General features: G+C 59.6%; 24 protein-coding genes. 13 read left to right on the top strand and 11 right to left on the bottom strand.

Annotation, left to right across the window (positions count from 1 at the left end; all coding sequences use genetic code 11):
* Positions 1 to 17: 17 nt before the first annotated feature.
* From cobF to AC13QY_RS02330, 5 genes are read left to right on the top strand one after another with little or no spacing between them, the layout of a single operon-like run.
* Positions 18 to 794 carry a precorrin-6A synthase (deacetylating) gene (gene cobF, locus AC13QY_RS02350; protein WP_113389412.1) on the top strand — a complete coding sequence of 259 codons (777 nt, stop codon included), beginning with the start codon at positions 18 to 20 and terminating at the stop codon, positions 792 to 794.
* A 57-nt stretch (positions 795 to 851) separates the two neighbouring features.
* Positions 852 to 2,279, top strand: a complete 1,428-nt coding sequence (gene cobG, locus AC13QY_RS02345; protein WP_113389339.1) for a precorrin-3B synthase — start codon at positions 852 to 854, stop codon at positions 2,277 to 2,279.
* Positions 2,280 to 2,281: 2 nt separating this feature from the next.
* Positions 2,282 to 2,914, top strand: coding sequence for a precorrin-8X methylmutase (locus tag AC13QY_RS02340; protein WP_113329640.1), 633 nt, complete (start codon positions 2,282 to 2,284; stop codon positions 2,912 to 2,914).
* Entirely contained in the window at positions 2,911 to 3,648 is a 738-nt protein-coding gene (locus AC13QY_RS02335; RefSeq protein ID WP_113389338.1) for a precorrin-2 C(20)-methyltransferase, read from the top strand. Before AC13QY_RS02340 ends, AC13QY_RS02335 begins: the two co-directional genes overlap by 4 nt.
* Complete coding sequence (locus AC13QY_RS02330) at positions 3,645 to 4,409, top strand: precorrin-3B C(17)-methyltransferase (protein WP_113389337.1); 765 nt, start codon at positions 3,645 to 3,647, stop codon at positions 4,407 to 4,409. Before AC13QY_RS02335 ends, AC13QY_RS02330 begins: the two co-directional genes overlap by 4 nt.
* Here AC13QY_RS02330 and AC13QY_RS02325 read toward each other — a convergent pair.
* A complete protein-coding gene (locus tag AC13QY_RS02325; RefSeq protein WP_113389336.1) occupies positions 4,373 to 5,143 on the bottom strand; it encodes a cobalt-precorrin-6A reductase in 771 nt (256 codons plus the stop codon). The genes AC13QY_RS02330 and AC13QY_RS02325 overlap by 37 nt on opposite strands.
* Between AC13QY_RS02325 and cbiE the strand changes: the two genes are divergently transcribed.
* From cbiE to AC13QY_RS02300, 5 genes are all read left to right on the top strand, one after another.
* Entirely contained in the window at positions 5,127 to 6,368 is a 1,242-nt protein-coding gene (cbiE, locus tag AC13QY_RS02320; protein ID WP_113501176.1) for a precorrin-6y C5,15-methyltransferase (decarboxylating) subunit CbiE, read from the top strand. The two genes, AC13QY_RS02325 and cbiE, sit on opposite strands and share 17 nt — an antisense overlap.
* Before the next feature lie 19 nt (positions 6,369 to 6,387).
* Positions 6,388 to 7,146 (top strand): precorrin-4 C(11)-methyltransferase, encoded by a 759-nt coding sequence (gene cobM, locus AC13QY_RS02315; RefSeq protein ID WP_113329635.1) that lies wholly within the window; start codon positions 6,388 to 6,390, stop codon positions 7,144 to 7,146.
* A gap of 76 nt (positions 7,147 to 7,222) precedes the next feature.
* Positions 7,223 to 7,660 carry a nickel-responsive transcriptional regulator NikR gene (gene nikR, locus AC13QY_RS02310; protein WP_113329634.1) on the top strand — a complete coding sequence of 146 codons (438 nt, stop codon included), beginning with the start codon at positions 7,223 to 7,225 and terminating at the stop codon, positions 7,658 to 7,660.
* A 269-nt stretch (positions 7,661 to 7,929) separates the two neighbouring features.
* Positions 7,930 to 8,490 (top strand): NADPH-dependent FMN reductase, encoded by a 561-nt coding sequence (locus AC13QY_RS02305; protein ID WP_113389411.1) that lies wholly within the window; start codon positions 7,930 to 7,932, stop codon positions 8,488 to 8,490.
* Positions 8,491 to 8,620: 130 nt separating this feature from the next.
* Entirely contained in the window at positions 8,621 to 9,517 is an 897-nt protein-coding gene (locus AC13QY_RS02300; protein WP_113329632.1) for a DMT family transporter, read from the top strand.
* Here the strand turns inward: AC13QY_RS02300 and AC13QY_RS02295 are convergent.
* From AC13QY_RS02295 to AC13QY_RS02260, 8 genes are all read right to left on the bottom strand, one after another.
* Complete coding sequence (locus tag AC13QY_RS02295) at positions 9,514 to 11,862, bottom strand: polysaccharide biosynthesis tyrosine autokinase (RefSeq protein ID WP_113351040.1); 2,349 nt, start codon at positions 11,860 to 11,862, stop codon at positions 9,514 to 9,516. The genes AC13QY_RS02300 and AC13QY_RS02295 overlap by 4 nt on opposite strands.
* A gap of 84 nt (positions 11,863 to 11,946) precedes the next feature.
* The gene (gene galU / locus AC13QY_RS02290; RefSeq protein ID WP_069610329.1) at positions 11,947 to 12,852 is read right to left on the bottom strand and encodes a UTP--glucose-1-phosphate uridylyltransferase GalU; all 906 of its coding nucleotides are present in this window, start codon (positions 12,850 to 12,852) and stop codon (positions 11,947 to 11,949) included.
* A gap of 4 nt (positions 12,853 to 12,856) precedes the next feature.
* Positions 12,857 to 13,882 (bottom strand): glycosyltransferase family 2 protein, encoded by a 1,026-nt coding sequence (locus AC13QY_RS02285; protein ID WP_113350604.1) that lies wholly within the window; start codon positions 13,880 to 13,882, stop codon positions 12,857 to 12,859.
* The gene (locus AC13QY_RS02280; protein WP_095437072.1) at positions 13,879 to 14,817 is read right to left on the bottom strand and encodes a glycosyltransferase family 2 protein; all 939 of its coding nucleotides are present in this window, start codon (positions 14,815 to 14,817) and stop codon (positions 13,879 to 13,881) included. Before AC13QY_RS02280 ends, AC13QY_RS02285 begins: the two co-directional genes overlap by 4 nt.
* Positions 14,814 to 15,812 (bottom strand): glycosyltransferase family 2 protein, encoded by a 999-nt coding sequence (locus tag AC13QY_RS02275; protein WP_112723370.1) that lies wholly within the window; start codon positions 15,810 to 15,812, stop codon positions 14,814 to 14,816. Before AC13QY_RS02275 ends, AC13QY_RS02280 begins: the two co-directional genes overlap by 4 nt.
* Complete coding sequence (locus AC13QY_RS02270) at positions 15,809 to 17,017, bottom strand: glycosyltransferase family protein (RefSeq protein ID WP_145633967.1); 1,209 nt, start codon at positions 17,015 to 17,017, stop codon at positions 15,809 to 15,811. The genes AC13QY_RS02275 and AC13QY_RS02270 overlap by 4 nt, the downstream gene beginning before the upstream one ends.
* A gap of 106 nt (positions 17,018 to 17,123) precedes the next feature.
* A complete protein-coding gene (exoK, locus tag AC13QY_RS02265) occupies positions 17,124 to 17,930 on the bottom strand; it encodes an endo-1,3-1,4-beta-glycanase ExoK (RefSeq protein ID WP_145633965.1) in 807 nt (268 codons plus the stop codon).
* A gap of 4 nt (positions 17,931 to 17,934) precedes the next feature.
* Entirely contained in the window at positions 17,935 to 19,020 is a 1,086-nt protein-coding gene (locus AC13QY_RS02260) for an acyltransferase family protein (RefSeq protein WP_233788569.1), read from the bottom strand.
* Between the two features lie 740 nt (positions 19,021 to 19,760).
* Here AC13QY_RS02260 and AC13QY_RS02255 point away from each other — a divergent pair.
* Together AC13QY_RS02255 and AC13QY_RS02250 are read left to right on the top strand one after the other, a co-directional pair.
* On the top strand, positions 19,761 to 20,720 hold the full coding sequence (locus AC13QY_RS02255) for a glycosyltransferase family 2 protein (RefSeq protein WP_113329627.1): 960 nt from the start codon (positions 19,761 to 19,763) through the stop codon (positions 20,718 to 20,720).
* Positions 20,721 to 20,806: 86 nt separating this feature from the next.
* Positions 20,807 to 21,751: a polysaccharide pyruvyl transferase family protein gene (locus AC13QY_RS02250; RefSeq protein WP_145633963.1), complete on the top strand. Its 945-nt coding sequence runs from the start codon at positions 20,807 to 20,809 to the stop codon at positions 21,749 to 21,751.
* A 12-nt stretch (positions 21,752 to 21,763) separates the two neighbouring features.
* Here AC13QY_RS02250 and AC13QY_RS02245 read toward each other — a convergent pair whose 3' ends face one another.
* Positions 21,764 to 22,774: a glycosyltransferase family 2 protein gene (locus AC13QY_RS02245; RefSeq protein ID WP_113350607.1), complete on the bottom strand. Its 1,011-nt coding sequence runs from the start codon at positions 22,772 to 22,774 to the stop codon at positions 21,764 to 21,766.
* Between the two features lie 90 nt (positions 22,775 to 22,864).
* Positions 22,865 to 23,155 (bottom strand): exopolysaccharide production repressor protein, encoded by a 291-nt coding sequence (locus AC13QY_RS02240; protein ID WP_113350608.1) that lies wholly within the window; start codon positions 23,153 to 23,155, stop codon positions 22,865 to 22,867.
* Positions 23,156 to 23,885: 730 nt separating this feature from the next.
* Here AC13QY_RS02240 and AC13QY_RS02235 point away from each other — a divergent pair.
* Entirely contained in the window at positions 23,886 to 24,566 is a 681-nt protein-coding gene (locus AC13QY_RS02235; protein ID WP_095437080.1) for a sugar transferase, read from the top strand.
* The last annotated feature ends 80 nt before the right edge of the window (positions 24,567 to 24,646 follow it).

Raw genomic sequence — 24,646 nt, 5'->3', positions numbered from 1 at the left:
AGAGCGAGGCAAAGCATATGCGGCATATTCACATCGTCGGTATCGGCACGGGAAACCCCGAACATCTGACCGTGCAGGCAATCAATGCGCTGAACTCAGCCGATGTCATCCTCATTCCCAGCAAGGGCGCGGCCAAGAGCGAGCTTGCCGACGTCAGGCGCGAGATCTGCCAGCGCTACGTCACCAATCCAGCCACCCGCTACGTGGATTACGACGTGCCATCACGCCAGACGGCGGACCGCAGCTATGTGCGGAGCGTCGATGAATGGCATGACGCGATTTCCGCGACCTACGAGCGGCTGTTTCTGGAACATCTGACGGAAAGCCAAAGTGCTGCCTTCCTCGTCTGGGGCGATCCCGGCCTTTATGACAGCACGCTCCGCATTCTCGAGCGTGTCGTCGCCCGCGGCAATGTTGCGCTCGACTATAGCGTTATTCCCGGCATCACCAGCATCCAAGCGCTGACAGCAAGTCATCGCATCCCCCTCAATCTGGTCGGCAAGCCGGTTCAGATCACCACCGGTCGGCGATTGGCCGAAAGCTTTCCCGGAATTGCCGAAACGGCCGTCGTCATGCTCGATGGCGAGCAGGCCTTCAGCAAGATCGACGATCCCGATGCCTATATCTATTGGGGCGCCTATCTCGGCACCAAGGATGAAATCATCATCGCCGGCAGGCTGGCGGACGTTTGCGAGCGGATTCTTGCGACCCGCGCCGAAGCCCGCGCCCGGCATGGATGGATCATGGATATCTATCTTATGCGTAAGGGTCGGGACTTCGACGATCTCGAATAAGCGCCAAATACCAAATCGTTTGCCCGCCGATCCGGTTTGTGCAAGAAAATGTCCCTTATGAAGGGCAGTCTTATGGTTGCGGTCGACGCGCAGACAGTGGAGGAACAAGCGTGCTTCTCTCAGGGGGGAGCTGCCGAGGACGGCGTTGCATCGCCCCTGCCCTCTATGGTTCGCGGTGCCTGCCCCTCGCTGAGTGCACCGATGCAGACCGGCGACGGCCTTCTTGTTCGCTTGCGGCCGTCGACCCCGGGGCTGACTATCGCGCAATTACGCCTCTTGGCGGAAGCAGCCGAGAGACACGGCAATGGCCTGATCGAGATCACTGCGCGCGGCAATATTCAGCTACGTGGCATGACGCTGCAAAGCATGCCTGGACTGGCCGCCGATATCGATCGGGCCGGCATCGTGCCAGAGAGCGGCGTCGCGATCGAAGTCCCGCCGCTCAGCGGTGTCGATCCGTCCGAGATCGCTGATGCACGCGGGCTTTCTGAGCGTCTGCGAAGCGCCATCGATGCACTTCGTCCCAAGCCATTGCTCGCTGCAAAGCTCGCCATTATCGTTGACGGCGGCGGCCGGCTCGTCCTTGACGAACTCTCGGCGGATATCAGGCTGAAGGCTGTCACTGCCGCCGATGGCCGAAAGCTTTGGACTCTTGCCATTGCGGGAACCGAGGCGACGGCCATACGGCTTGTCGTCCTGCCTGGCGAAGAAGCGATAGCCTGTGTCATGGCATTGCTCAAAGCCTTGGCTGCAATCGGACCCCGCGCCCGTGGCCGTGACCTGGACATCGCCGCTTTAGGACTACAGTTTCCTGCCCCTTCCAGCTTCCCACGACGAGAAACTAACTCATCCGCCCTTCCTGTCGGTGTCATTCCGCTCGACAACGAACAGACCGCACTCGGATTGCGGCCCGCCTTCGGTCAAATCCACGCTCAAGAATTCATCCGATTTCTTGACCATGCAGAGATGGCGGGGGCGCATGAATTACGGACCGGCCCCGAACACAGCCTGTTGCTGCTCGGCCTCCCGCGCGAGCGGATCAATGGCATTCTCGCCGCGGCAGCTGATTGCGGCTTTCAGACACGCGCCGATGATCCTGCAAATTATGCCGTTCCCTGTTCCGGTGCCGGCGCATGCGCCTCTGCCCACTACGCCACGAAAAAGGCGGCCGCCGATCTGGTCGAAATCGGGCCTGAGCTGCTGGATGGTTCGCTCAAGGTGCATCTATCCGGCTGCGCAAAAGGCTGCGCCCATCCTTTCCCGGCGATGCTGACCATCGTCGGTGCTGCAACGGGCTATGCTATTGTCGTAAATGGGTCAGCATCATCAGAGCCCGTGGCTTACATCCATAAGGAATATCTGAAATCGGCGCTGGCTGCGCTCGGGGAACTGGTGCGAAACAACAAAGCTGCTGGCGAATCGGCACAGCAGTGTCTTAAACGGCTCGGCCGGGACGCAATCGCGACGGCCTTACGACAGGGATAGAAATGCCTGACTATGACTATATCCGCGAAGGGGATGCGATCTACGAGCGCTCCTTTGCGATAATCCGCAGCGAAGCCGATCTCCAGCGTTTCCCTGAAGCCGAGACCGATGTCGCCGTCCGCATGATTCATGCCTGCGGATTGGTGGAAGCGGCAGAACATTTTCTCTTCTCTCCCGATTTCGTCGCATCCGCCCGCAAGGCGCTGACTGACGGTGCACCGATTTTCTGCGACGCGGAGATGGTCGCTCGCGGCATCACGCGCGCCCGTCTGCCTGCCGCCAACGAAGTGATCTGCACCTTGCAGGACCCGCGCACGGCGGAGATCGCCAAGTCCATTGGCAACACGCGCTCGGCGGCCGCCATGCATCTTTGGACCGATCGGCTGGCGGGCTCCGTCGTTGCTATCGGCAACGCGCCGACGGCCCTCTTCCACCTTCTCGAAATGCTGCGCGATGGCGCGCCGAAGCCTGCTGCCATCATCGGCATGCCCGTCGGTTTCGTCGGCGCGGCGGAATCGAAGGATGCGCTTGCCGAAAACTCCTACGGCGTTCCCTTTGCCATCGTGCGCGGCCGGCTAGGCGGCAGTGCCATGACGGCAGCCGCCCTCAACGCGCTTGCGAGGCCGGGCCTATGAGCGCACCATCCAACGGAAATCTGATCGGTGTCGGCACCGGGCCTGGCGATCCCGAACTGCTGACGGTCAAGGCCGTCAAGGCTTTGGAGCGCGCCGATGTCGTCGCCTATTTTGCCAAGCAAGGCAGAAACGGCAACGGCAAGGCCATCGTCAGCGACCTGCTGAAAGCGGACGTCACGCTGCTGCCGCTCTACTATCCGGTGACGACCGAGATCGAGAAGGACGCGCCGGAATATCTCCGTCAGATCACCGCCTTCTATGACGCCTCGGCCGAGATGGTGGCGGCGCATCTTCGCGAAGGAAAGACGGTTGCCGTACTCAGCGAGGGCGATCCGCTGTTTTATGGCTCCTACATGCATCTGCATGTGCGCCTTGCCGATCGCTTCCCCACTGAAGTCATCCCGGGCGTGACAGCCATGTCCGGTTGCTGGTCTCTTGCAGGATTGCCGATGGTGCAGGGAGACGACGTTCTCTCCGTGCTCCCCGGAACGATGGCGGAGGCCGAGCTAACCCGCAGATTGGGTGATACACAGGCTGCCGTCATTATGAAGGTTGGCCGCAATCTGCCAAAAATCCGCCGCGCGCTCGATGCCGCCGGCCGGCTGGAGGAAGCGATCTATGTGGAGCGCGGCACGATGGCGAACGGCGCCATGACGCCGCTTGCCAGCCGCGACGATGCCGAAGCGCCCTATTTCTCCATTGTGCTGGTTCCCGGCTGGGAAAGCCGGCCATGAGCGGACGTCTCTATGTAATCGGCACCGGCCCCGGCAATCCCCAGCAGACGACGCCAGAGGCGCTTGCTGCCGTCACGGATGCTCATGAATTTTACGGTTACGGCCCCTATCTCGACCGCCTGACGTTGCGCAGCGACCAGATCCGTCAGGCATCCGACAATCGCGAGGAGCTGGACCGCGCCAAGGTGGCGCTGCAGCGGGCGGCAGCCGGCGTCAATGTCTGCGTTGTTTCCGGCGGCGATCCCGGTGTTTTTGCCATGGCGGCCGCCGTTTGCGAGGCGATCGATCATGGTCCGGTTGAATGGCGGACGGTAGACCTTATCGTCGTGCCGGGTATCACGGCCATGCTTGCCGTTGCGGCCCGCATCGGCGCTCCCCTTGGGCACGATTTCTGCGCGATCTCGCTTTCGGACAATCTGAAACCCTGGCCGCTGATCGAGAGTCGCCTCCGCGCCGTTGCCGAAGCGGGCTTTGTGATCGCGCTCTACAATCCGATCAGCAAGGCGCGGCCCTGGCAGCTTGGCAAAGCCTTCGAGATCCTGCGCGCCGTGCTGCCCGGCGAAACACCTGCCATCTTCGGTCGGGCCGCCGGTCGTCCCGACGAGCGCATGACAGTGGCTCGGCTCGCCGATGCCGAGGCCTCGCAGGCGGATATGGCGACCTGCGTCATCATCGGCTCGGCCGAGACGCGCGTCATTGCCCGCGAAGGACGCCCCGATCTGGTCTATACGCCGCGCTTCATCAGGGAAGAGACGAAATGATCGATCCGATCGAGCGCAGCGTCTACCGTTTCGACCACCGGCAACCCGGCGGTATCCGCGCGCTCGACCATGATCACCTTGATTCCGAGCTGCCTTGCCGCCTCTATCTTCCCGTAGGTCGCGTCACCGCCGCTGTTCTTGGCGACGACCGCCTCGATTCCATGCCGTTGCAGCATCTCCAGCTCGTCCTCCAGGCGGAACGGACCGCGGCTGTGGATGTAGCTGACGTCAGGCACGGTCAGCGGCGGCTCGACGGGATCGACGCTGCGGACCCAGTAATGATGCTGCCGCGCCGCGTTCGCCTGATGCGCCTCCTGCCGGCCAGTCGCAAGGAAGACACGCAAAGGCTTGGCGCCAAGTGCAGCGATGGCTTGCGAAACGCTATGTACGGAAAGCCAGTCATCGCCTTCGACCGGCATCCACGCCGGACGGCGCAACGCAAAGGCCGCCACAGCGCATTGAACAGCCGCTTGCGCGGCATTGGCGGAAATGCGGGCCGCGAAGGGATGGGTGGCATCGATCACCAGATCGATCTTTTCATCGATGACATAGCGGGCAAGCCCCTCTGCGCCACCGAAACCGCCGCTGCGCACCGGAACGGGCTGCGGCGCCGGATCGGCGGTTCGTCCGGCAAGGGACAGAACAATGTCGAGATCAGTGCGCGGGGCAAGCGCCGCCGCCAGCGCTCGGGCCTCGGTCGTGCCGCCGAGGATCAGAATGCGGACCTTGCCCATGGCTGAGACACCTTCAGTTCAACGCTGGCTTACTCTTATCGGCATCGGCGAAGACGGTCCAGCCGGTGTCGGCGACGAGGCCAAACGGCAGATCGCTGACGCGCCGTCGGTCTTCGGTGGTGTACGCCACATCGAGTTGATGAGGTCACTGATAACAGGCGAAACCCATCAATGGCTTTCGCCATTCGAAAAATCCGTTGAAGCGGTTCTTGCCCGGCGCGGAGAACCGACAGTGGTTCTTGCCTCCGGCGATCCTTTTTTCTACGGCGTCGGCGCGACACTTTCGCGGCACATTCCGGCCGCTGAAATGACCGTTATCCCAGCACCCTCCTCCTTCAGCCTTGCCGCGTCGCGCCTCGGCTGGCCCCTGCAGGAGACGACGGTTCTGTCGCTCCATGGCCGGTCCATCGATCTGATCCGGCCGCACCTGCATTCGGGCCGCAAGATCCTGGCGCTGACATCCGATGGCAAAGGCCCCGCCGAATTGGCCGCCCTGCTGCGCAGCTCTGGTTTCGGTCCGTCAGAACTGACGGTTCTGGAAGCGCTTGGCGGTCCATACGAAAAAGTCTCCCGGGAAACTGCGGCTAGCTTTAGCCTCTCCGGCATCAACGATCTGAACATCTGCGGCGTCGAGGTCAAGGCGGAAGCCGGCGCGCGGATTTTGCCGCTAAGCGCAGGCCTCGCCGACGAGCTTTTTGAACATGACGGCCAGATCACCAAGCGGGAGATCCGCGCGATGACGCTATCCGCGCTGGCGCCACGTTATGGTGAGCTGCTCTGGGATATCGGTGCCGGCTCCGGCTCGATCGGCATCGAATGGATGCTGGCCGATCCGTCACTGCGCGTCATTGCCATTGAGGCTTCCGTTGAACGCGCCGCTCGAATCCGCCGAAACGCAGCGAATTTCGGTGTACCGGGCCTGACCGTTGTCGAAGGCGAGGCGCCGGCTGCTCTTACCGGCCTGCCGGCACCGGATGCGATCTTTATCGGCGGTGGCGGCAGCGATGCCGGCGTGCTGGAGGCCGCCATCGGCCAATTGAAAAGCGGCGGCAGGCTGGTCGCCAATGCCGTCACGACCGAAATGGAAGTCCTTCTGTTGGCCGAACAGGCACGCCGCGGCGGCTCGCTGATCCGTATCGACATTGCGCGCGCCGCACCTGTCGGCCGCATGACCGGCTGGCGGCCGGCCATGCCGGTGACGCAATGGTCTTGGATCAAGCCATAATTGAGAATGAGGTAGAGTGATGACAGTGCATTTCATTGGCGCAGGCCCAGGCGCCGCCGACCTGATCACGGTGCGCGGCCGCGACCTGATCGGCAAATGCCCGGTCTGCCTCTATGCCGGCTCGATTGTCTCGCCGGAACTGCTGCAATATTGCCCACCCGGCGCCCGCATCATCGATACGGCGCCGATGTCGCTTGACGAGATAGAGGCCGAATACCTGAAAGCCAATGCAGCGGGCGAGGATGTCGCGCGCCTGCATTCGGGCGATCTCTCGGTCTGGAGCGCGGTTGCCGAACAGATCCGCCGGCTGGAGCAGCATGGCATCGACTATACGCTGACCCCAGGCGTTCCCGCTTTCGCAGCCGCAGCTTCGGCGCTCGGCCGCGAACTGACCATACCAGCCCTCGCCCAAAGCCTAGTTCTGACCCGCGTTTCCGGTCGGGCCTCGCCGATGCCGAACAATGAGACGCTAGCGAAATTCGGCGCGACCGGCGCGACGCTCGCGATCCATCTGGCCATCCATGCACTCAAGGAAGTCGTCGAGGATCTGACGCCGCTTTATGGCGCGGACTGCCCGGTTGCGATCGTCGTCAAGGCATCCTGGCCCGATGAGCGGATTATCCGGGGCACGCTTGCCACGATTGAGGCAAAGGTAGCGGCGGAGCCGATCGAGCGCACCGCATTGATCTTCGTCGGCCCGTCGCTCGCCGCTAGTGATTTCCGCGAAAGCTCGCTCTACGATCCCACCTATCAGCGTCGTTTCCGTGGCCGCCAATAACGCCTGATACCGTTGCAAATCGCTTCGAAATTTCCTCTAGTCGATGTCAACCGCTGCGTGGAACGAGGATCAGGATATGCAACGCATAACCATCACCATCGACGACGATCTTTTGGAGACGATCGATAAGATCAGCGCGCAGCGCGGCTATGCCAGCCGCTCGGAAACCTTGCGCGATCTCGTGCGCGATGCCGTGACCCGCGCGCAGCCGACCATAGATGGCGAAGCGCGATGCTACGCGGCCCTTGCCTACGTCTATGAACACGAGACCCGCGACCTGTCGCGCCGGCTGACGACGGCGCAACACGATCACCACGATCTTTCAGTCTCGACGCTTCATGTTCATATCGATGGGCAAGATTGCCTCGAAGTCTCCGTGCTGAAGGGTAAGGTGGACGAGATAAAGACCTTTGCCGACAGCGTCGTGACGCAACGCGGCGTACGCTTCGGGAACTTGCACATCATTCCATCCGACAACGGCGCAGACCACCCCGAACCCCATTCGCATGACTGAGTGGACGGCAAGTTGCCCGCGGACTACCCAGTTAGAGCTGATGACTTAGGCTATACTCCTTGAGAGCGGCAACCAAAACCAGGCGGCTTCAACAGGGCCAGTGATGCCGGCGGCGGCCAGCATCGGCTTCAGCGCCGATCCGGGTCATGCCTTCCGGGCGGTAAGCACGGTCAAACCGAAGTTATTGCTCACCACATAAGATTCCGTCAGGCCTTGACGAAGGACGGCGAAACATAAATGTCTTCCCATCACGGCAAATGGGGGAAGCGATGAAGATACTCGGCATATCGGGCAGCCTGCGTAAAGGCTCCTTCAACACGGCCCTGCTGCACGCGGCCGTCGAATTGGCACCAAACGGCGTCGAGCTGATCGCCCGCACCATCCATGGCGTGCCGCTTTACGATGCCGATCTCGAGGCTGCGGATGGCATTCCGGAAAAAGTACAGGAACTCAAGGACCTCGCCATTTCAGCCGATGGGCTGATCCTGTTTACGCCGGAATACAACAATTCGCTTCCGGGCGTTTTCAAGAACGCAATCGACTGGATGAGCCGGCCCTCCACAGACATCGCTCAGGTTTTCGGCGGAAAGCCGATCGCCGTCCTCGGAGCTTCGCCGGGCAATTTCGGTACCATCCTCAGCCAGAACGCCTGGTTGACGGTGTTGCGCACGCTCGGCGCCGAAGCCTGGTTCGGCGGTCGGCTCATGGTGTCACGTGCCGGCAGTGTCTTTGATGCCGATGGCGCAATCGTCGACGAGAAAGTGAAGCACAATCTTGCGGCTTTCATCGATGGCTTCACGGCCTTCGTCGCGGATCGCAAAAAGGACTGATGCGTGGCTCTGCGGATGGACCGGACCGCAAACATGGAGCCTATGATTGAACCGATGAATGACCTAATGTGAATGTGGTGCCGGGTCCCGGCGCCTCCGGGGCCCCGCACATCTTCTTCCTTCGAAAGCCATGAAATCCAATAGTACCGGTTACGTCTTCACGCTGTTGGCAATCAGCATATTCGCCATACAGGACGGCATCTCCAAGCACCTTGTCAGCGCCTACCCGCCGCTTCTGGTGGCGATGATCCGCTATTGGGCTTTCATGCTTTTCGCCATCGCAATGGCTTCGCGCGCGCCTGGCGGCTTGCGGCGCAACGTCAGGACCAAACGCCCTGTCCTACAGATTGCCCGGGGCTTGCTGCTCGCCGCGCAGATCGTCGTCGCCATCTCGTCCTTCGTCGTCGTCGGCCTTGCCCATTCTCAGGCGATCTTTTCATCCGGTCCGCTGATGGTGGCCTTGCTGTCGATCCCCATCCTCGGCGAGAAGGTCGGCTGGCGGCGATGGCTGGCGATCTGTTTCGGTTTCTTCGGCGTGCTGTTGATCCTGAAGCCGGAAAGCGGCGTCTTCGATGCGCGCTTCCTGGTGCCGCTCTTCGGCGCATTGCTATTTTCGCTTTACGTCGTCCTGACACGCTATGTCAGCCGCGAAGACGGCGCCATGACCAGCTTTTTCTATACGGGTGTGGTGGGCGCGATCGCCATGACCTGCATCGGGCCGTTCTTCTGGACACCGCTTGCGCCCCATGACTGGATCTTCATGGGCATTCTTTGCCTGACCGGCGTTTCAAGCCATTATTTCCTCATCCGAGCCTACGATATGCTGGACGCGGTGGTGATCCAGCCGCTGACCTATCTGCAGCTCGTCTTTTCCGCCATTATCGGTGTCATGATATTCGGCGAAAAGTTGAGCGCGCCCATGATCTTAGGCGCGCTTATCGTTGTCGCGGCGGGCATATTCACGATCTGGCGCGAACATGCCCTGGCGAGAACCCGGCTCAAGACCGGCAAGAGACCGGCGGGCTAAGCATCCACCTGGGCGCGCGGCTGCACCTCGGTATAGTAGCTCACATATTTCTGCCGGTAGCGCTCCGTTCCGCCGAAATCGCTGTAGCGCGGCAGTTCCGACATGTCGGTCTTGTTGAGGATCACACCGAGGATGCGCGAGTTGATCTGCGGCTCCTGCTCGAGAACATCACGCACCAGATTGGTCGGCGTTGCGCCCCATTCGGTCACCAGCAGGAAGGCATCGACCTGCGGCGCGAAGGCCTTTGCGTCGATGACGGGACCAAGCGGCGCAAGATCGACGATGATGTAGTCGAACATCTTGCGGGCATTTTCCATCAGATGCTGCATGCCCTGCGAGGACAGAAGCTCGCTGGTGTGCAGCAGATGATCACGCACGGCGACCGGAAGAATGGCAAGCTTGGTGCGCGGGTCGACCTTCACGGCATTCGTCCAGGGCACCTCGCCAAGCACAGCCTCGATCAGGCCCGCCTGCGGCGGCGTCTTCAGCGTGCGGCTGAGGCCCGGATTGCGCAAGTCGGCGTCGATGAGAAGCGTGCGCTTACCGCTGCTCGCAAGCAGGGCGGCAAAATTGGCAGCCGTCGTTGACTTGCCTTCGCCCGGCAGTGCCGAGACGACGCCGATGACACGGTCGGCACGGCCTTGCAGCATCACGTCGCTGGCGAGTTTCGCATTCCTCAAGGTCTCGGCGAAGATCGAGCGCGGCGCTTCGACGGAGATGCGCATTATGCGCTCGAAGGCGACGCCGTTTTCTCCCTCTTCCGCCGTTATCGGCTCCGCTCCGGCATCGGCCCTGCGCGACTTCTTCTTGCTCTTGCTCTTGCTCTGCTGACCGAGCAGCGGCAGATAGCCCAGGAATTTCAAACCGAGAGCAGCCCGCACGTCGGCCTCGACGCGGAAGTAACGGTCGCGGAACTCCTGGAATGCAGCTACACCGCAGCCGACCATCAGACCGAGGATGACCGAGAGCGCCATGACGAGCGTCTTCTTCGGGCTGGACGGCGCAGTGGGCACGCCGGCCACCGAAATGACGCGAGCCTTGGCGATGGGGAACGAGCGCTGCTGGGTCGCCTGTTCGAAGCGGCCGAGATAGGACTCGTAAAGCGTCTTCAGCGCCGATGCCTTCTGGTTCAACTCATTCAGGTGAACCAGCGACTTGTTGGCCTCGGAATTCTTGCCGACGACCTTGTCGATGCTTTCGCGCAGCGATTCCGCCCGCGACTGAGCGACATCATACTCGTTCTTGTAGCTGGCGGTGAGCTGCTGAAGGACCTGATAGATCTGCCGGGTGATGTCCTGCCGCTCGGCCTTGAGCGCCACGGCCTGCGGATGATCGGCGCCGAAATTCTGCGTGACATCCTGTTCGCGCTTTTCGACGGCGAGATAGCGCGTCTTTAGATCCTGCAGCACCGAATTGTCGGTCGAGCTCGACGAGATGGTCGCGTTCTTGACGGCGTTATCAGGGCCTTGGTCAATGATCGACTTATACTGATTGTAGCGGGCGGCGGCGCTGGCCGTGTCGGCCTGGGCGATGATCAGCTGCTTGTTGAGGTCGGAAATCTGCTGTTCCGACATCAGTTCGCCGCCGGTTGACGTCAGGCCATTGTCCGCCTTGTATTTCTCGACTTCCAGCGAAGCCTCCTGAGCGCGCTGGCGCAAGTCGTTCAAGCGTTCCTGTAACCAGACGGAAGCGCGTTCGGTTGCGTCGAAATTGGCGTTCAGCTGGTCGGTCAGATAAGCGTCGGCATAAGCGCTCGTAACCTTGGCGGCGAGACGCTTGTCCGTCGAACTGAAGGAGACGGCTACGACCGAGCTTCGCGTGACGCGCTCGACCTTCAGATTATCCTGCAGAACGGCAGCAACCTTCTGGCGCTGGGCTTCCCGCTGTTCCTCGGGCGTCATAGGTGGGCGGCCAGGTGTGAAGACGCTGACGATCAGGCTAACGCCGGATTTGAGCAAGGCCGCCGGAGATACGGGCGGATTGAGCAAGGTATTGTTGTCCGCGAGGCCCGCCGTGTCGACGACACGCAACGCCATCTCGTTCGATTTGAGGATTTCGACCGCACTGGCGATCTCCATGTCCGCCTGCTGGCTGCTTGCCGCCGGCGGCTGATCCTCGGCATATTTCGTCATGGTTTCGTCGAGCAATATCTGCGTCATCGACGTATAGCTCGAGGTGGCCGTCAACAGATAGACGACGGCCAGGATGACAAAGGCGGCCACGGCGAAAATGATGGTGCGGATGCGCCGGACCACGACGGCCATCAGCCGGTCGAGATCGATAAAGCTATCCTGCGACTCCGCTTGCGGAAGAGCGCTGTGGAAAGTGAAGTTCTTCTGATGCATGGCGACCACCTTGTCGGAGAAGCCCGAATGAACAATAGCCATGGCCCGCGGCCTTACCGGCCGCAGGCCACAATGTGAACAGGCTTAAGCGGCGGTCATCTGCGCTTCGTGCGAGACGACCATGTTGCGGATCGAGTCATAGACCAAGCTGCCGATATCGGAGCGAGCGAGCGCGAAGGCGACGTTCGCTTCGATGAAGCCGTGCTTGGACCCGCAGTCGAACGTGCGTCCGTTATAGACCTGGGCATGGAAGGTCTGCGTCTCGGAAAGGCGCAGCATGCCGTCGGTCAGCTGGATCTCATTGCCGGCGCCGCGCTCCTGACGGGCCAGAATGTCGAAAATCTCGGGCTGCAGAATATAACGGCCATTGAGGTAAAAGTTTGAAGGCGCCTCGGACGGATGCGGCTTCTCGACCATTTTGGTCACGGCGAAGCCATGGCGCACGGACTCGCCCTTGCCGATAATGCCGTATTTCGAGGTTTCTTCCGGAGCGCATTCCTCGACAGCGACGATGTTGCCGCCGGTCTCATTATAGAGGTCCATCAAGCCGGCCATGCAGCCGCGAATGCCGTAGCAGAGCATGTCAGGCAGAAGCAGCGCGAATGGCTCGTTGCCGATCAGATCGCGGGCACACCAGACAGCGTGGCCGAGGCCGAGCGGAGCCTGCTGGCGGGTGAAGCTGACAGCGCCCGGCCGCGGCAGGAGGCGTTCCAGCTCGCTGACCTGGTGGCTCTTGCCTGCCCTTTGCAGCGAAGAAATCAGCTCCGGCGTGTCGTCGAAATGGTCTTCGATCGCCGACTTGTTGCGGCTGGTGACGAAGACGATGTGCTCGATGCCGGCTTCGATGGCTTCATCGACGGCATATTGCACGACCGGACGATCGACGATCGTCAGCATCTCCTTTGGCATCGCCTTGGTGGCGGGCAGGAAGCGCGTTCCATTGCCGGCAACCGGGATGACTGCTTTTCTCACACGACGTTTGGGGTCCATGGCTCTATCCTTTGTTAGAGTGAGGGCCTGCGCCCATGTTGGGCAGGGGGGAGGAAAGTTGGGAGGTAGGCGACGGCTGGCGACCGCTCCGCAGAGATGCGGCCAACCGACGAAAACGCGCAAAGATCGGCATGCTGAGATGGCGCACCGCCCGCGGGTTGAGGCATGCGATCTTGAGCATCGCCTGCAATTCACGTTCCTTGATGCTGTCGACCAGCTTCAGGAACGCGATGACGTCCTTCAGATTGCGCGTGCGTCGCCGCTGTGCGGCAAGGGCAGCAGCCCCGAAGGGATGTTCGGCGAAGAATCTGGTATCTGCGGCAAGCATGGCTTCGACATGGTCTTGCCTGAGAACACGCGAGATCGATCCATCGCGAATGTAATACAAGTAGCCTACGGTCGGCTCGACGACGCAGAGGCCGCCACGAGCGAGCGCGGAAGCCAGGAAAATGTAATCCTCGCCAATCCGCAGGGTTTCATCGAAGCGCAGGCGATGCTTCTCGACGAAGGCTCGCTCGAAGACCGGCTTCATATAGCCGAAATTGTGCTCGGACTGGAAAATCATGTTGGAGGCGATGAACTTTGCCAGCGTCAGCGTCGGCATGCGTGCCAGCATCGCCTCGGGGAACATCGGCAGCATCGTGCCCACGTCCTCGCGGATGACGTCGAGATTGTCGACCGCGATCTGCGCCTCGGCCTTTTCCGCCCTGGCGATCAGGCGGGCCATGCGGTCCGGACGCAGGGCATCATCAGAATCGAGCACGGCCACCCAGCGACCCCGGGCCGCATCGAGCCCGGCATTGCGGGCAGCGCCCGGGCCACCATTGCGGGCCATGGCGACGAGTCGTACGCGCGGATCGGGATGGTTGCTGGCGATCTCGCGCGTGCCGTCCGTCGAGCAATCGTCGACGACGATGACTTCCATGCTGACGGCACCTTGCGCCAGCGCGCTGTCAATGGCGCGCTCGAGCGTTTCCTCGGCATTATAGGCAGCAATGACGAAGCTGACATCGGGGATGAAATCCGTCATTGCGGTGCCTTCTCCAGATTTCCGTATTGTTCTATTTCGCGAACTCCGAAGAGGCCGCTGACGACGCCGGCATGCATGATGCCGCGCAGGCCATAGCGATGGCGCTTGATGGGCGATGCCGAGAGCAACGCCGCGGCAACAAAGCAATAGGCAGATTTCGTGCCTGCAAGCGCGATCGCGCGCCAGCGCCCGAAGCCACCCCTGGCTTCCAGCAGCATGCGACCATGCGTCTGTCCCATGCGATACCGGCGCTTCGAGAGCCAAGAGACGGTTGCCCGACCGTTGGGAACGGGTTCGTAGACCAGCGCATCCGCGGCATAGGCGATCCTGCCGCCCGCCTTGTGCATATGGGTGAAGAACTCGGTATCTTCGCCGCCGCTGCGCCCGAGGGCGATATTGAAACGCCGCCCGGCAAGCGAAGGCGCGCCGCGGCGCAGCAATACATTGCAGGTGTAGCCGGTCAGGATTTCTCCCGCGACCCAGACCGGCAGAGTCGAATGGAAATCGCCCTGCTGCATCCATGCCGGAGCGACATTCGCGTAAACCGCCTGCACGGGGCCGAGAACGGCGTCGGCGCCGGTCGTGTCGGCCATGATGAGCATTTCCGTCAGCCAGTCTTCCGAAGCAGTCTCGTCATCATCGATGAAGGCAAGGAAATCGCCGCTTGCATGATCGAGGCAGGCATTGCGGGCAATCGAGATGTTCGATGCCGGGCAATGGACATAGACGATCTCGAAGGGTACGGCCGAACGCATGGCGTCGACACGGCCCCGCGCGCTCGGCGTCACATCATTGTCGGCGACGATGATCCGGATGACCGCACCTGTGGGGACGTTGAGCACGGCAAGCGACAGCAGCGTCTGATCGAGCTCTGCCCGCCGATAGGTGCAGACCGCTATGTCGATCTTAATGGGGCGTCGATGGACTTGTGTCATGACGCGACCCTGCGATTGCGAAAGCTGAAAACTTCCATCCAGAAGCCCATGGACCAAGCGAAATGCATGACCATGGCGGAAATTGCGGCCAGGGGGCCGTAGGGGTTCTTCTGGCCGAGAGCGATCCAGAAACCGTAGGCGATGCAGGCCACAGCCCACAGACCAACCGGAATAACCGCAATCCAGTTAAGGACCGCCAGGAAGGCACCGATGAAAATCGGCACGACCGCAAGCGGCAGCATCTGGCGCAGGCTCGGCATGCTGCGATGCTTGAGAATATTGCGCGCGCGGCCACGGCCATAACCGAGATATTGCTTGAAGAGCGTCGGGACGCTGGAGCGCGGATAGTAGGTCATGGCAGTCTTGTCCGTCAGCCAGATCCGATACCCCGCCTTGTTCAGCCGATAATCCAGCTCGGCATCCTCATTATGGCTGAAGGTTTCGTCGTAGCCGCCGACGGCACGGAAGGCGGCAACGCGCATCAGCGCATGATGCCCATGCTCCGCCCAATGGCCCTTGGCTCCTTCGCGATGTTTGGAGCCGCCATTGCCGAGCTTGGAGTTCTGCGCGACGGCCGTTGCCTTCTGGAAGGCGCTGAAACCCATGGTGCGCATAGCAACGACGACGGAATCCGCGCCCGTCGCACCGGCCTCTTGCACCAGCGTCTGGCAGTAATCGTCGGGATAATCGCCATGGGCGTCAATGCGGATGAAATACTCATGATCGTCGCCGAACGTCTCGATGGCGAGATTGATCGCTGCGCTCTGCAGCCGCTTCGGATTGTCGAGCAACAGAACGCGGGGATCTCTTACAGCTATATCCCGGACGATCTCGCGCGTGCGATCGGTGCTGCCGCCATCAGCCACTACGATCCTGGCGTCGAGTTCGTCCAGAGCCTGCCCGAGTTTGGCGATCAGCGGCTCGATATGCTTTTCCTCGTTGAGGCAAGGAATAACGATTATGCAGCGCATGTCCCCAGAGCTTTCAGTCGTCATTGCAATCCACCTCTATTGCGATGCAGTTGTGGGAGGGCCTGTACTTCGGCAATCTGCTCATTGGCGTGCGTCAGCGACGCCAGCCGCTGCACCAGCCCCTGACAGTCGGCGCGATCCATCATCCATTGCTTGCGATCCTGGGAAGCCACCGCCTCGAAGGCGTCGAGATAACGCCTCATGTCCATCTCACCCAAAAGCGCCGTCAGATGTTCGGCATCAGCCTGGTCGAGCGTAAGCCCGATCTTTCGGCTGGCAAGAAATCTTGCCGTCTCCGTATCCTTGATCGCAATCGGCACAGCGCCATAAAGACCGCCTTCATAGAGGCGGTTCGGCAGCAGCCAGTTGGAGTTCAAGCCTTCTTCGAAAAAATCGATCGCCCAGGAGAATTGGACTTCGCCATAGATCGCCGAAAGATCCTCGGGATTCTTGTAGGCGCCGGCAAAATGCATGAAGGGTGCATCGCGGACGGTGCGATCGAAGTCCTCGAACTCGGAGTAGGCCGGGCGACCCCGCAGGACGATCTCGAAACGGCCCTCCATCCGCCGCGAGAATTGATCGAGCAAGGCCAAGGACTTGCGGCAGCGAAGAGCGCCGAACCAGCCTATCTTCCAGGGCTTGCCCGCAGCCGGCGGTCTTGCTGTCGATGCGATGGCGCGCGCCGCAGGTTCAAGCGCCAGCACCTTGTTTTCGAGCAGCATGACCGGCACATGCAGCCCGGAGCGCGGGCGGAAATAACGTTCGATGAAGGCTGGCGAACTGGTCACCAGCAATGCCGCCTGCGAACCGAAATGGCGTTCCGCACTGCGAAGCGCGCTGCCCACGACATCGTCGCGCAGCAATAGCCGGTGGATATCGAGGCATTCATAGACAACAGGCATATCGCCGCCAAAAATGGACTTGGCGCGATGGGCCAGCGCCAGCATTTCGAGATTGCGGCCGATGATGATGTCCGGCCTTGCGACCGAGCGCAGCGCACCACGCAGTTTCGCCGCCGATTTGGCCACCGCCGCGATGCGCTGCGCAAACTGGGCGTCCCGCGTCTTGCCGAGCTCGATCGGCTCGACACCCTGGATGGCAGCCAGCGCATTGTCATCGCGCCGGAACCCCGCGAGCGTCACGAGTGCCCCGCCGGCCTGCAGCATCAGCACCCGCCTGCGCACAGCCGGGTCGGCAAGATCATGGACGAAATACAGTATATGCAGCATCAAAATTTCCGCTTTTGCGCCCGGCCACGACCGGGCGCCTTGTGTGGTTGGTGTTGCATGGTGGCATTGCAACCGACCGCGCGAGATGCCACGCGGCCGGCCATGTTCAATCGAGCTTGCAGGTGATCGATTCCGGGAACAGGCACTTCTCTCCCGGCGCAGTGAAGGCGACGCGCTTGATCTCCATGGTTGCCGGCTCGCCGCTATAGGCGAACTTGCCCATCCAGCCGCTGAGCGTATCGGTGCCCCAGAGACTGAAGAAGATCTTCTGCGCGTTCGTCGGTATCTTCGAAGGATCGGTGACTTCCTGAACGAGCTTGCCGTTCACGTAGTAGCGCAGACGATCCTTTTCCCAGACGAAGGCATAATCGTTGAAGTCCTGGTCGGCGCCACCTGCAACCGGCACCAGCTTTTCGTTGCCGCCCTTGGCGGAAATATATTGGTTGACCTGAACTTGGCCGGGATTCTTCCCGAGCACTTCGAAATCGATCTCGTCATGCGGCTTCTTGTCGGTGGGACCGATATAGGTGAAGAAGGCTGAGTTGAGGCCAGGCCCCTTGGCTGTGCGATAACGCGCCTCGTAGGTGCCGTATCCATAGCGTTTCATCGTCTGGATTTCGCCACAAGCATAATTGCGATCGCCAGTCTTGGACTGGGTGAACTGCAGTTGCAGCGTCCCATCCTTGACGTTCACCTGTTTCCGCGACCAGGTGCAATTCTGATAAGCTCCATTGTTCCAGCCATCGGAAATATACCAGCGGCTGGTATCCAAACGTTCGAAATTGTCGACGAATGACTGGCCGGTTGCCTGATCATCCTGGGCAGACACGGCCTGTGGCAGGAAGCACGCGCTCAGGAGAGCGATTGAGACAAGACCAAGTCTTTGCATGTAACTTCTTTTCGATGTCGTCATGGCATCACCTTTGCTTCGAACGCACTTGCCGACCTTCGGCGGCGCGGTTCTGGACAGCACGGATTCCGGTTTGCGGGCGTACCCGGCTGCCAGTCAGCAGGTTGTGGAAGCTTGGCAGGGCGTAGCGCGCCATGCCGTTGGTCAAGGGCAGCAGCAGTAAGGCAAGCGCTGCCGCCAAAAGATAGAAAATCGGATAGAGTTCGCTGCCGCCGCGGTTCCAAAGAACCCATAGACAGAAGAGCAACGGATAATGGGCGCAAAAAATCCAGAAGCTGAGGCTGCCCGTTCCCGCCAGACCCATCCCGATCCGGCTGCGGATGAAGATTGCCGATACTGCCCAGAACCCGGGAATGCCCACCAACACCATCAGATTGCGACAAACCTCGAGCCACAACGGCAATCCAGGCCCTGTCATATAGGCAGCCGTGGCCAGAAGCGCGGCAAGCGCAATGAAGGCGGGCGCGATCAGGGCGGCATAGCGATCTATGAGCGTCACGTCGATACGATGGAGGCTCAGGTAGATTCCAAAGCTGAAACTGAAGAGGATCGAGTTCCGCAACACTATCCCGATAGATATTGGCCATGCCGCCAGCAAGAGCAGAAAGATCAACGTCGGTAACGGAGCACGACGAATAAGAAAAGCCAGCACCGGCGACAGCAAAATGCAAACAAAAAGATCGCGCAGGAAATAGAGCGGCAGATTTATCGGTTCGCCATCGATAGCGAGCAGGAGATTCGATATCGTGTACGGATTAGCCTCCGACAGATCCGGCAGGTATCCATCTCCGATACCATAATACTGAAGAAGAAGTACGAAGAGGAAGAACGCGCTATTCCACAACAGGAACGGCAGAATAATTGTCTTTGTCTTCCGGCTAATGGTCTCTGTATAGCTCTGCGGTGCCTTTCCATTTCGAAACAGCAAGTATCCGGAGATTACGCTCAGGCAGGGAACACCTACACGGAACAAGCTGTCACGCAGGAACACTCGCAGCCAATCGAAAAAGCCATAGGCGCCGTTGAATGGGCTGCTATGCGGATCGAACGGTATATGAACAAAGATTATGCCCGAGATGAGCACGATACGCATGAGGTTTATCCGCGAAGATACGTTGGCAGTCACATTCACGATGTCTGTCACCCCTTCTTCGTGCTGCATCCCCCCTTGCAGCCATTTCAAACAGAGCACAGCAGAGCTCGCAGACTTAACCTAGGGCGCTCTTTGGAAAGGGAATATGGCACCGCAGCAAAAATGAGTAAAAAATCATATGCGGACCAGTGCTGAAAACACCGGTCTGCATGCCTTTGAGCATGGAATAATCGATTTGAATTGGAGAAAAGCTCTGCTGCGAAAGGCACTTAGACGCCCGCGCGAACTTTCGATGCCGGCTTCCGAGGAAGAGTTCGACCCGTCTTGTTTTTTTACTGGAAGGTGAAGATTTTTTGCAGCGCAGCAGAGTTTGGTAGGCGAACCATGACCAAAATGCGACAGCATTTCAATCCATGTGAGAAAAGCGGCTTACGTCGCTCCCCTCATGGGTGCATAAATGTAAGATCATGGCGCGCAATGTGTCACAATGATCCCTCGCGAGATGGTCTGGGATCCCACGGCGGGATGGTCTGGATGCCGTCGCGCTGGGATAAAGTTTCAGAAAATCTCGTTTCTCAACATTGCTCGACACCGATTGGACGCTACCTGTTGGCGTCACAACGACCTCCGTTATGGGTCAATCGGCCGGAAAATTGCCGCGGATGCCGTTGGAAAGCCAATGATCATGCCCTCGGGGATGAGACCGCAAGCCCCTGAATCAAAACCGTAAAGGCGGGAAAATGGCGTCTATCACAATTGTTATTCCGTTCTATCAGAAGCAAACCGGCGTTCTGCTGCGCGCGTTGAAATCAATATCCCGGCAGACATTTCAGGATTTCGACATCCTCATCGTCGACGATGCATCGCCGCTTCCGGCGGAAGACGAGCTGCAGTCGCTGAGCAATGAAGAAAGAAAACGCATTCGTGTGATCCGTCAGACCAACGCGGGTCCCGGCGGGGCCCGGAATACCGGCCTTAACAGCGTGCCAGCTGAGAGCCGGTTCGTGGCCTTTCTGGATTCCGATGACGAATGGGCACCGGAACATCTCAGCAACGCCTTCGGAACGCTGACCCATTACAATGCAGATTGCTACTGGGACTCCATCGATGGCGGCAAGGAGTTCTATTATCATTTCAGCATCGCCGAACTCGGAAAGTCGGCCGATACGATACGATTGTCGGACAGGCCCGCCGTCGTCGAAATTCCGAACATTGCCAGCGTCATGCTGCAGGATTGGAGCTTTTTGCATATGTCCTGCATGGTGATCGGGCGGCCGCTCTTCGAAAAGATCCGTTTCGAGCCGTCATTGCGGCTGGCGGCAGAGGACGTCTTGTTCTTCTGCGACTGCGTTCTCGCAGCCAAGCGGGTATTGCTATGTGAAAATGCCGGTGCACTGCGTGGCGAAGGCGTGAATATCTTCCACAGCATCGATAACGATTCCCCCGAATTCCTGCGTCAGCAATTCAACACGTGGACGGCGCTCAACACGCTGGAACAGAGATTTTCGCGGCGGCCTCAGGATGTCGAGTCCATCCGCCTCTATAAAAATCGCGCCCGGCGGCAGGCGCTCTGGAGCCAGGCGCGGCAGGTGCGGCAGCGGCGTCTGCCGCAATTTGGACTGCTGGCAAAATGGGCCTTGCGCGACCCGGCGATTTTACAAAGCGTCATGCAGCTTGCCGTCGGCAAACTCGCGCCCTAGATTTTGCAGCGCAGCATGAGCTGCGCATGCCGCATCGAAGAGCCACGGCGTGCCCCGCTATCGTTTGGATCAGCAAGGAGTCCTGTATGAAGCCGTTCCACTGGGAATCCACCCATGGCAATTTCGGTGATGATCTCAATCTCTGGCTCTGGGATTTCCTACTTCCCGGCCTTCGCGATGTTCACAAGGAAACACTGCTGGTCGGCGTCGGAACCGTCCTCAACACAGAGATCCTGCCCGACGAGGGACGCAAGCTCGTCATCGGCAGCGGCTTCGGCTATGGTTCCCTTCCCGACATGCGCGACACATCGCAATGGGACATTCGCAGCGTACGCGGCCCGCTGACAGCGGAAAAGGCTGGCCTGCCTGCCACAATGGGCATTGTCGACCCCGCCGTCCTGGTGACGGAAATGCCCGAGTTCCAGAGCATTTCGAAAAACGGCAAGCGCACCTTCATTCCGCATTGGGAATCGGCTGCCGCTGGTCTCTGGCCTGAAATCTGCAAGACCGTGGGCCTTTCCTATCTCGATCCCCGCGGCGAGGCAAAGGCCGTGATCCGCGAAATTGCCGCCTCAGAAATGATCGTTGCGGAGTCCATGCATGGCGCCATCCTTGCCGATGCTTTCCGCGTTCCATGGATTGCAGTCAGCTCCTCGCGCTCCATCAACAGCTTCAAATGGAACGACTGGGCGCGCTCGCTCGGCGTCACCTATCAGCCGAAGCACATCCCCGTTTCGACCCGCGCCGAGGCGATCGCCAAGGGCGCGAAGTTCTGGGGAGTCGGCTTCGAACGCAGCAAGCTGGCAGCAGACGAGCTCGGAAAACAGCGCTACGGGGAAAACGTGATGCTTGCCGATCCCGAGCAGACTACGCTGCGCATCATGGCAAAGCAGGCACTTGCCATGCCTTCCGCCCTGGCTCTGTGGCAGGCAAGCAAGGCGAGGCCGCAGCTGAGCAAGGATAGCGCGCTCGCCGCCTGCAAGGAGCGCCTCCTCAATGTGGTCGAAGGCGTTCGCCGCGATTATCTGTAAGCCGCGATACCGCTATTTCGGAGCGGCCTGCAGAAGATAGCGCAGGCCGTTCGCACCGGCATGGGCAATGGGCGCACCGCTCCGCTTGCGGAAGCGCTCGGTCTTATCGGCCAGAATGCCGCCGGCAATCGCCGGGACGGCGAAGGGATGCGAAAGCGCATAGATCGCAGCAGACAAGAGCCCCGATTGCGACTTGATGTCTAGGAAATGCCTGAGCTCGTAGCGATCGCGGATATGCTGCTCATGACGGCGGATTACCGCAGCATCTTCCGAAGAAAGCCCGCCCTTGGCAAGAATGGTCCGGTCAGCCTCATAGAGACGACGCAAATCCTCCGTCCTGTGCCGGCCGCTCAGGGAATCGCTGCGCACCACGGCGCCGTAACCGCAGCTATGGATGACCTTGTAACGTGCACGCTTCGCCAGCGCGCGGACGTAAAGGTCATAGTCCTCGCCGAGGCGCAGCGCCTCATTGTAGCGCAGGCCATGCGCATCTAGAAAGGAACGCCGCATCAAGGGCTTCAGGAAGCCGATCTCGCCGCGGCGCACGCCTCGCTTGGAAATATTGCCCTCGACGAAAGCAGCAAGATCAAGAAACCGCGGCTTCGCATCGAAATGATCGAGCCGTGCATGCGCGTCAGGAACGGTGTCGGCACTGACGAAGGCGATGTTGTCGGCGACGAAATCCCAATCGTCAGCGGCAAGCAGCGCAGCAAAACGCCCCGGAAAGAAGAAATCGTCGGCATCGAGAATGCCGATCAGCGGAGCCTTGGATATGTCGATCGCGTGGTTTCGTGCTGCGGCGGGACCACGGTTCTTCTCGAATTCCTGGATCGTCAGTCTGCCGCTGCCGTCATCGGCCTTGGCCGCCGCGGCAGCGGTCCCATCCGTCGAACCGTCGTCGATGACGACGACTTCCGCCACTTCGGGCTCGCGAAGGGCCGAGGCAACGGCCAGCCCGATGGTGTCGCTGGCATTCTTTGCGGCAATGATTACGCAGACACTTTTTTCTGCACTGTCGATCACGTCAGCCTCCAATGGTTCAGGCGGAGACTTAGGACATGGCGCCGATCCGGCAACTACCGGATCATCAAAAGATCTAATCGTCTAGCCGGTTCAGGGGTTGAACGGTTCCGAACGCTTTAAACTGGAGGCGGACAGACCGGCGACCTTGCTGTCCTCCTGGGCCGATGACGGCACCTTATCTTCGCTCGACAGGGCTTCATGCGCCTTGCGCTCTTTCCAGACAAGGTAGAGCACACCCAGGAAATAACCGACCTGCAGAAGGACGGCACAGATGACCGTTTCGATCAGGGTGGTCGAAAGCGAGTTCGTCAGGAAATATGTTGCGATGGCAAATACGATCAGCGTGCCCAGCATGCTGATGAAAACGCGGGGCGCATACATAATCTTACCCCGCCCGCTCGACCATCAAATGAAAAACGATCAAGGTCTTTCCTCCCTTATCAGACCTAAGTCTTAAATATATTTTATGATTCATTGAGATTCAACCAAGTTACCCAGATCCGTTGCGATTTGAGACGACCCTAACGCCGGGCCTGTTAAAACTACACCTCGATTATAATTACAATTGAATTTGTTCATCTTTCTCTTTGCAATTATATGGAGATGTAATGAAATAATGCAATTTTTACGAAGCATGAGGTCAGCCGCGCCTCCATCGTTTCATCGTCAATCCAATCAACTTTTATTACAAAGTCCTGAAAAATCCGATCTCAGTATGTGCGCTGCAAAATATTGCTGCAGCGCAATATATCTCATGAAGAAATCGGGATAGCATATAGCTGAAGGGAAACCAAACACAGGCTATCGAAGCCAATGATAATGAACAACTTACCGTTCGATGCCTATAACATCCTTAGAAATCGTCGACTATGACGCGGCAGAGCTGTCAACCGTGACATTATACGCAACACGATACAGTACAACCCATCTATAGTTGATCACTAAATTAAACCAATTCACCATCGGTGCGGTAATTCTATACCGCCATGCCATATCGCTACAAAAGTTTGGCTTAAAAAGTCCAAATCGGAACCTACACTCCGATCATCCCGGCTCTAATTACGCGTCCGAGAATTTCCGACCAATCGTCAACATGAATGGAGTTTTCTCTATGAAGTCTGCGACGAGATCGGCCACATCGGCTTTTTTCAGCGCCGCGGAAAGCGACGTCTTTCCGCCCACTGGTGGAGTACTGAAGCGCGTTTTCGACGTCTCTACCGCTATGCTCGCTTTGGTTCTCATCAGCCCGCTCTTTCTGATGCTGATGCTGCTGGTAAAACTTACAGACCGCGGCCCCGCTTTCTACGGTCATCGCCGTATCGGCCATAACGGCAAGACCTTCCGTTGCCTGAAGTTCCGCACCATGGTCGTCGATGGCGACAAGGTGCTGCATGCCTACCTGCAGGCCAATCCGAAGGCAATGGAAGAGTGGCGCGCAACGCGCAAACTGCAGAACGACCCCCGTGTCACCACCGTCGGGGCCGTCCTGCGCAAGCTCAGCCTCGACGAGCTGCCGCAGCTCATCAACATCATCCGCGGCGAAATGAGCGTCGTCGGACCACGCCCGGTCGTGGAAGACGAGCTCGAACGCTACGAGACCGCGGCAATCTACTATTTGCAGTCCCGTCCGGGCCTGACCGGTCTGTGGCAGGTCAGCGGCCGCAACGACGTCTCCTATGAAAGCCGTGTCGCCTTCGACACGCATTATGTGAAGAACTGGTCGCTCAGCAGCGACATGGTGATCATCGCCAAAACCATTCCTGCAGTCTGCCTCTCGCGCGGCAGCTATTGATGATGACTGACAGATACCGCGGGAGGTTTCCTGCGGTTCTCCCGCGTCTTGCGGGTTGCCTACCAATAACAGGGAAGATC

The sequence above is a fragment of the Martinezella sp. CNPSo 3795 genome, from assembly GCF_057784475.1.
Note: the sequence above shows the minus strand (reverse complement) of the source record. Positions and strands in the feature narration are given on the sequence as shown.

Coding starts and splice junctions, on each gene's coding strand:
- cobF (WP_113389412.1), top strand. CDS start 18: ATGCGGCATATTCACATCGTCGGTATCGGCACGGGAAACCCCGAACAT.
- cobG (WP_113389339.1), top strand. CDS start 852: ATGAAGGGCAGTCTTATGGTTGCGGTCGACGCGCAGACAGTGGAGGAA.
- AC13QY_RS02340 (WP_113329640.1), top strand. CDS start 2,282: ATGCCTGACTATGACTATATCCGCGAAGGGGATGCGATCTACGAGCGC.
- AC13QY_RS02335 (WP_113389338.1), top strand. CDS start 2,911: ATGAGCGCACCATCCAACGGAAATCTGATCGGTGTCGGCACCGGGCCT.
- AC13QY_RS02330 (WP_113389337.1), top strand. CDS start 3,645: ATGAGCGGACGTCTCTATGTAATCGGCACCGGCCCCGGCAATCCCCAG.
- cbiE (WP_113501176.1), top strand. CDS start 5,127: ATGCGGACCTTGCCCATGGCTGAGACACCTTCAGTTCAACGCTGGCTT.
- AC13QY_RS02325 (WP_113389336.1), bottom strand. CDS start 5,143: ATGGGCAAGGTCCGCATTCTGATCCTCGGCGGCACGACCGAGGCCCGA.
- cobM (WP_113329635.1), top strand. CDS start 6,388: ATGACAGTGCATTTCATTGGCGCAGGCCCAGGCGCCGCCGACCTGATC.
- nikR (WP_113329634.1), top strand. CDS start 7,223: ATGCAACGCATAACCATCACCATCGACGACGATCTTTTGGAGACGATC.
- AC13QY_RS02305 (WP_113389411.1), top strand. CDS start 7,930: ATGAAGATACTCGGCATATCGGGCAGCCTGCGTAAAGGCTCCTTCAAC.
- AC13QY_RS02300 (WP_113329632.1), top strand. CDS start 8,621: ATGAAATCCAATAGTACCGGTTACGTCTTCACGCTGTTGGCAATCAGC.
- AC13QY_RS02295 (WP_113351040.1), bottom strand. CDS start 11,862: ATGCATCAGAAGAACTTCACTTTCCACAGCGCTCTTCCGCAAGCGGAG.
- galU (WP_069610329.1), bottom strand. CDS start 12,852: ATGGACCCCAAACGTCGTGTGAGAAAAGCAGTCATCCCGGTTGCCGGC.
- AC13QY_RS02285 (WP_113350604.1), bottom strand. CDS start 13,882: ATGACGGATTTCATCCCCGATGTCAGCTTCGTCATTGCTGCCTATAAT.
- AC13QY_RS02280 (WP_095437072.1), bottom strand. CDS start 14,817: ATGACACAAGTCCATCGACGCCCCATTAAGATCGACATAGCGGTCTGC.
- AC13QY_RS02275 (WP_112723370.1), bottom strand. CDS start 15,812: ATGACGACTGAAAGCTCTGGGGACATGCGCTGCATAATCGTTATTCCT.
- AC13QY_RS02270 (WP_145633967.1), bottom strand. CDS start 17,017: ATGCTGCATATACTGTATTTCGTCCATGATCTTGCCGACCCGGCTGTG.
- exoK (WP_145633965.1), bottom strand. CDS start 17,930: ATGACGACATCGAAAAGAAGTTACATGCAAAGACTTGGTCTTGTCTCA.
- AC13QY_RS02260 (WP_233788569.1), bottom strand. CDS start 19,020: ATGCGTATCGTGCTCATCTCGGGCATAATCTTTGTTCATATACCGTTC.
- AC13QY_RS02255 (WP_113329627.1), top strand. CDS start 19,761: ATGGCGTCTATCACAATTGTTATTCCGTTCTATCAGAAGCAAACCGGC.
- AC13QY_RS02250 (WP_145633963.1), top strand. CDS start 20,807: ATGAAGCCGTTCCACTGGGAATCCACCCATGGCAATTTCGGTGATGAT.
- AC13QY_RS02240 (WP_113350608.1), bottom strand. CDS start 23,155: ATGTATGCGCCCCGCGTTTTCATCAGCATGCTGGGCACGCTGATCGTA.
- AC13QY_RS02235 (WP_095437080.1), top strand. CDS start 23,886: ATGAAGTCTGCGACGAGATCGGCCACATCGGCTTTTTTCAGCGCCGCG.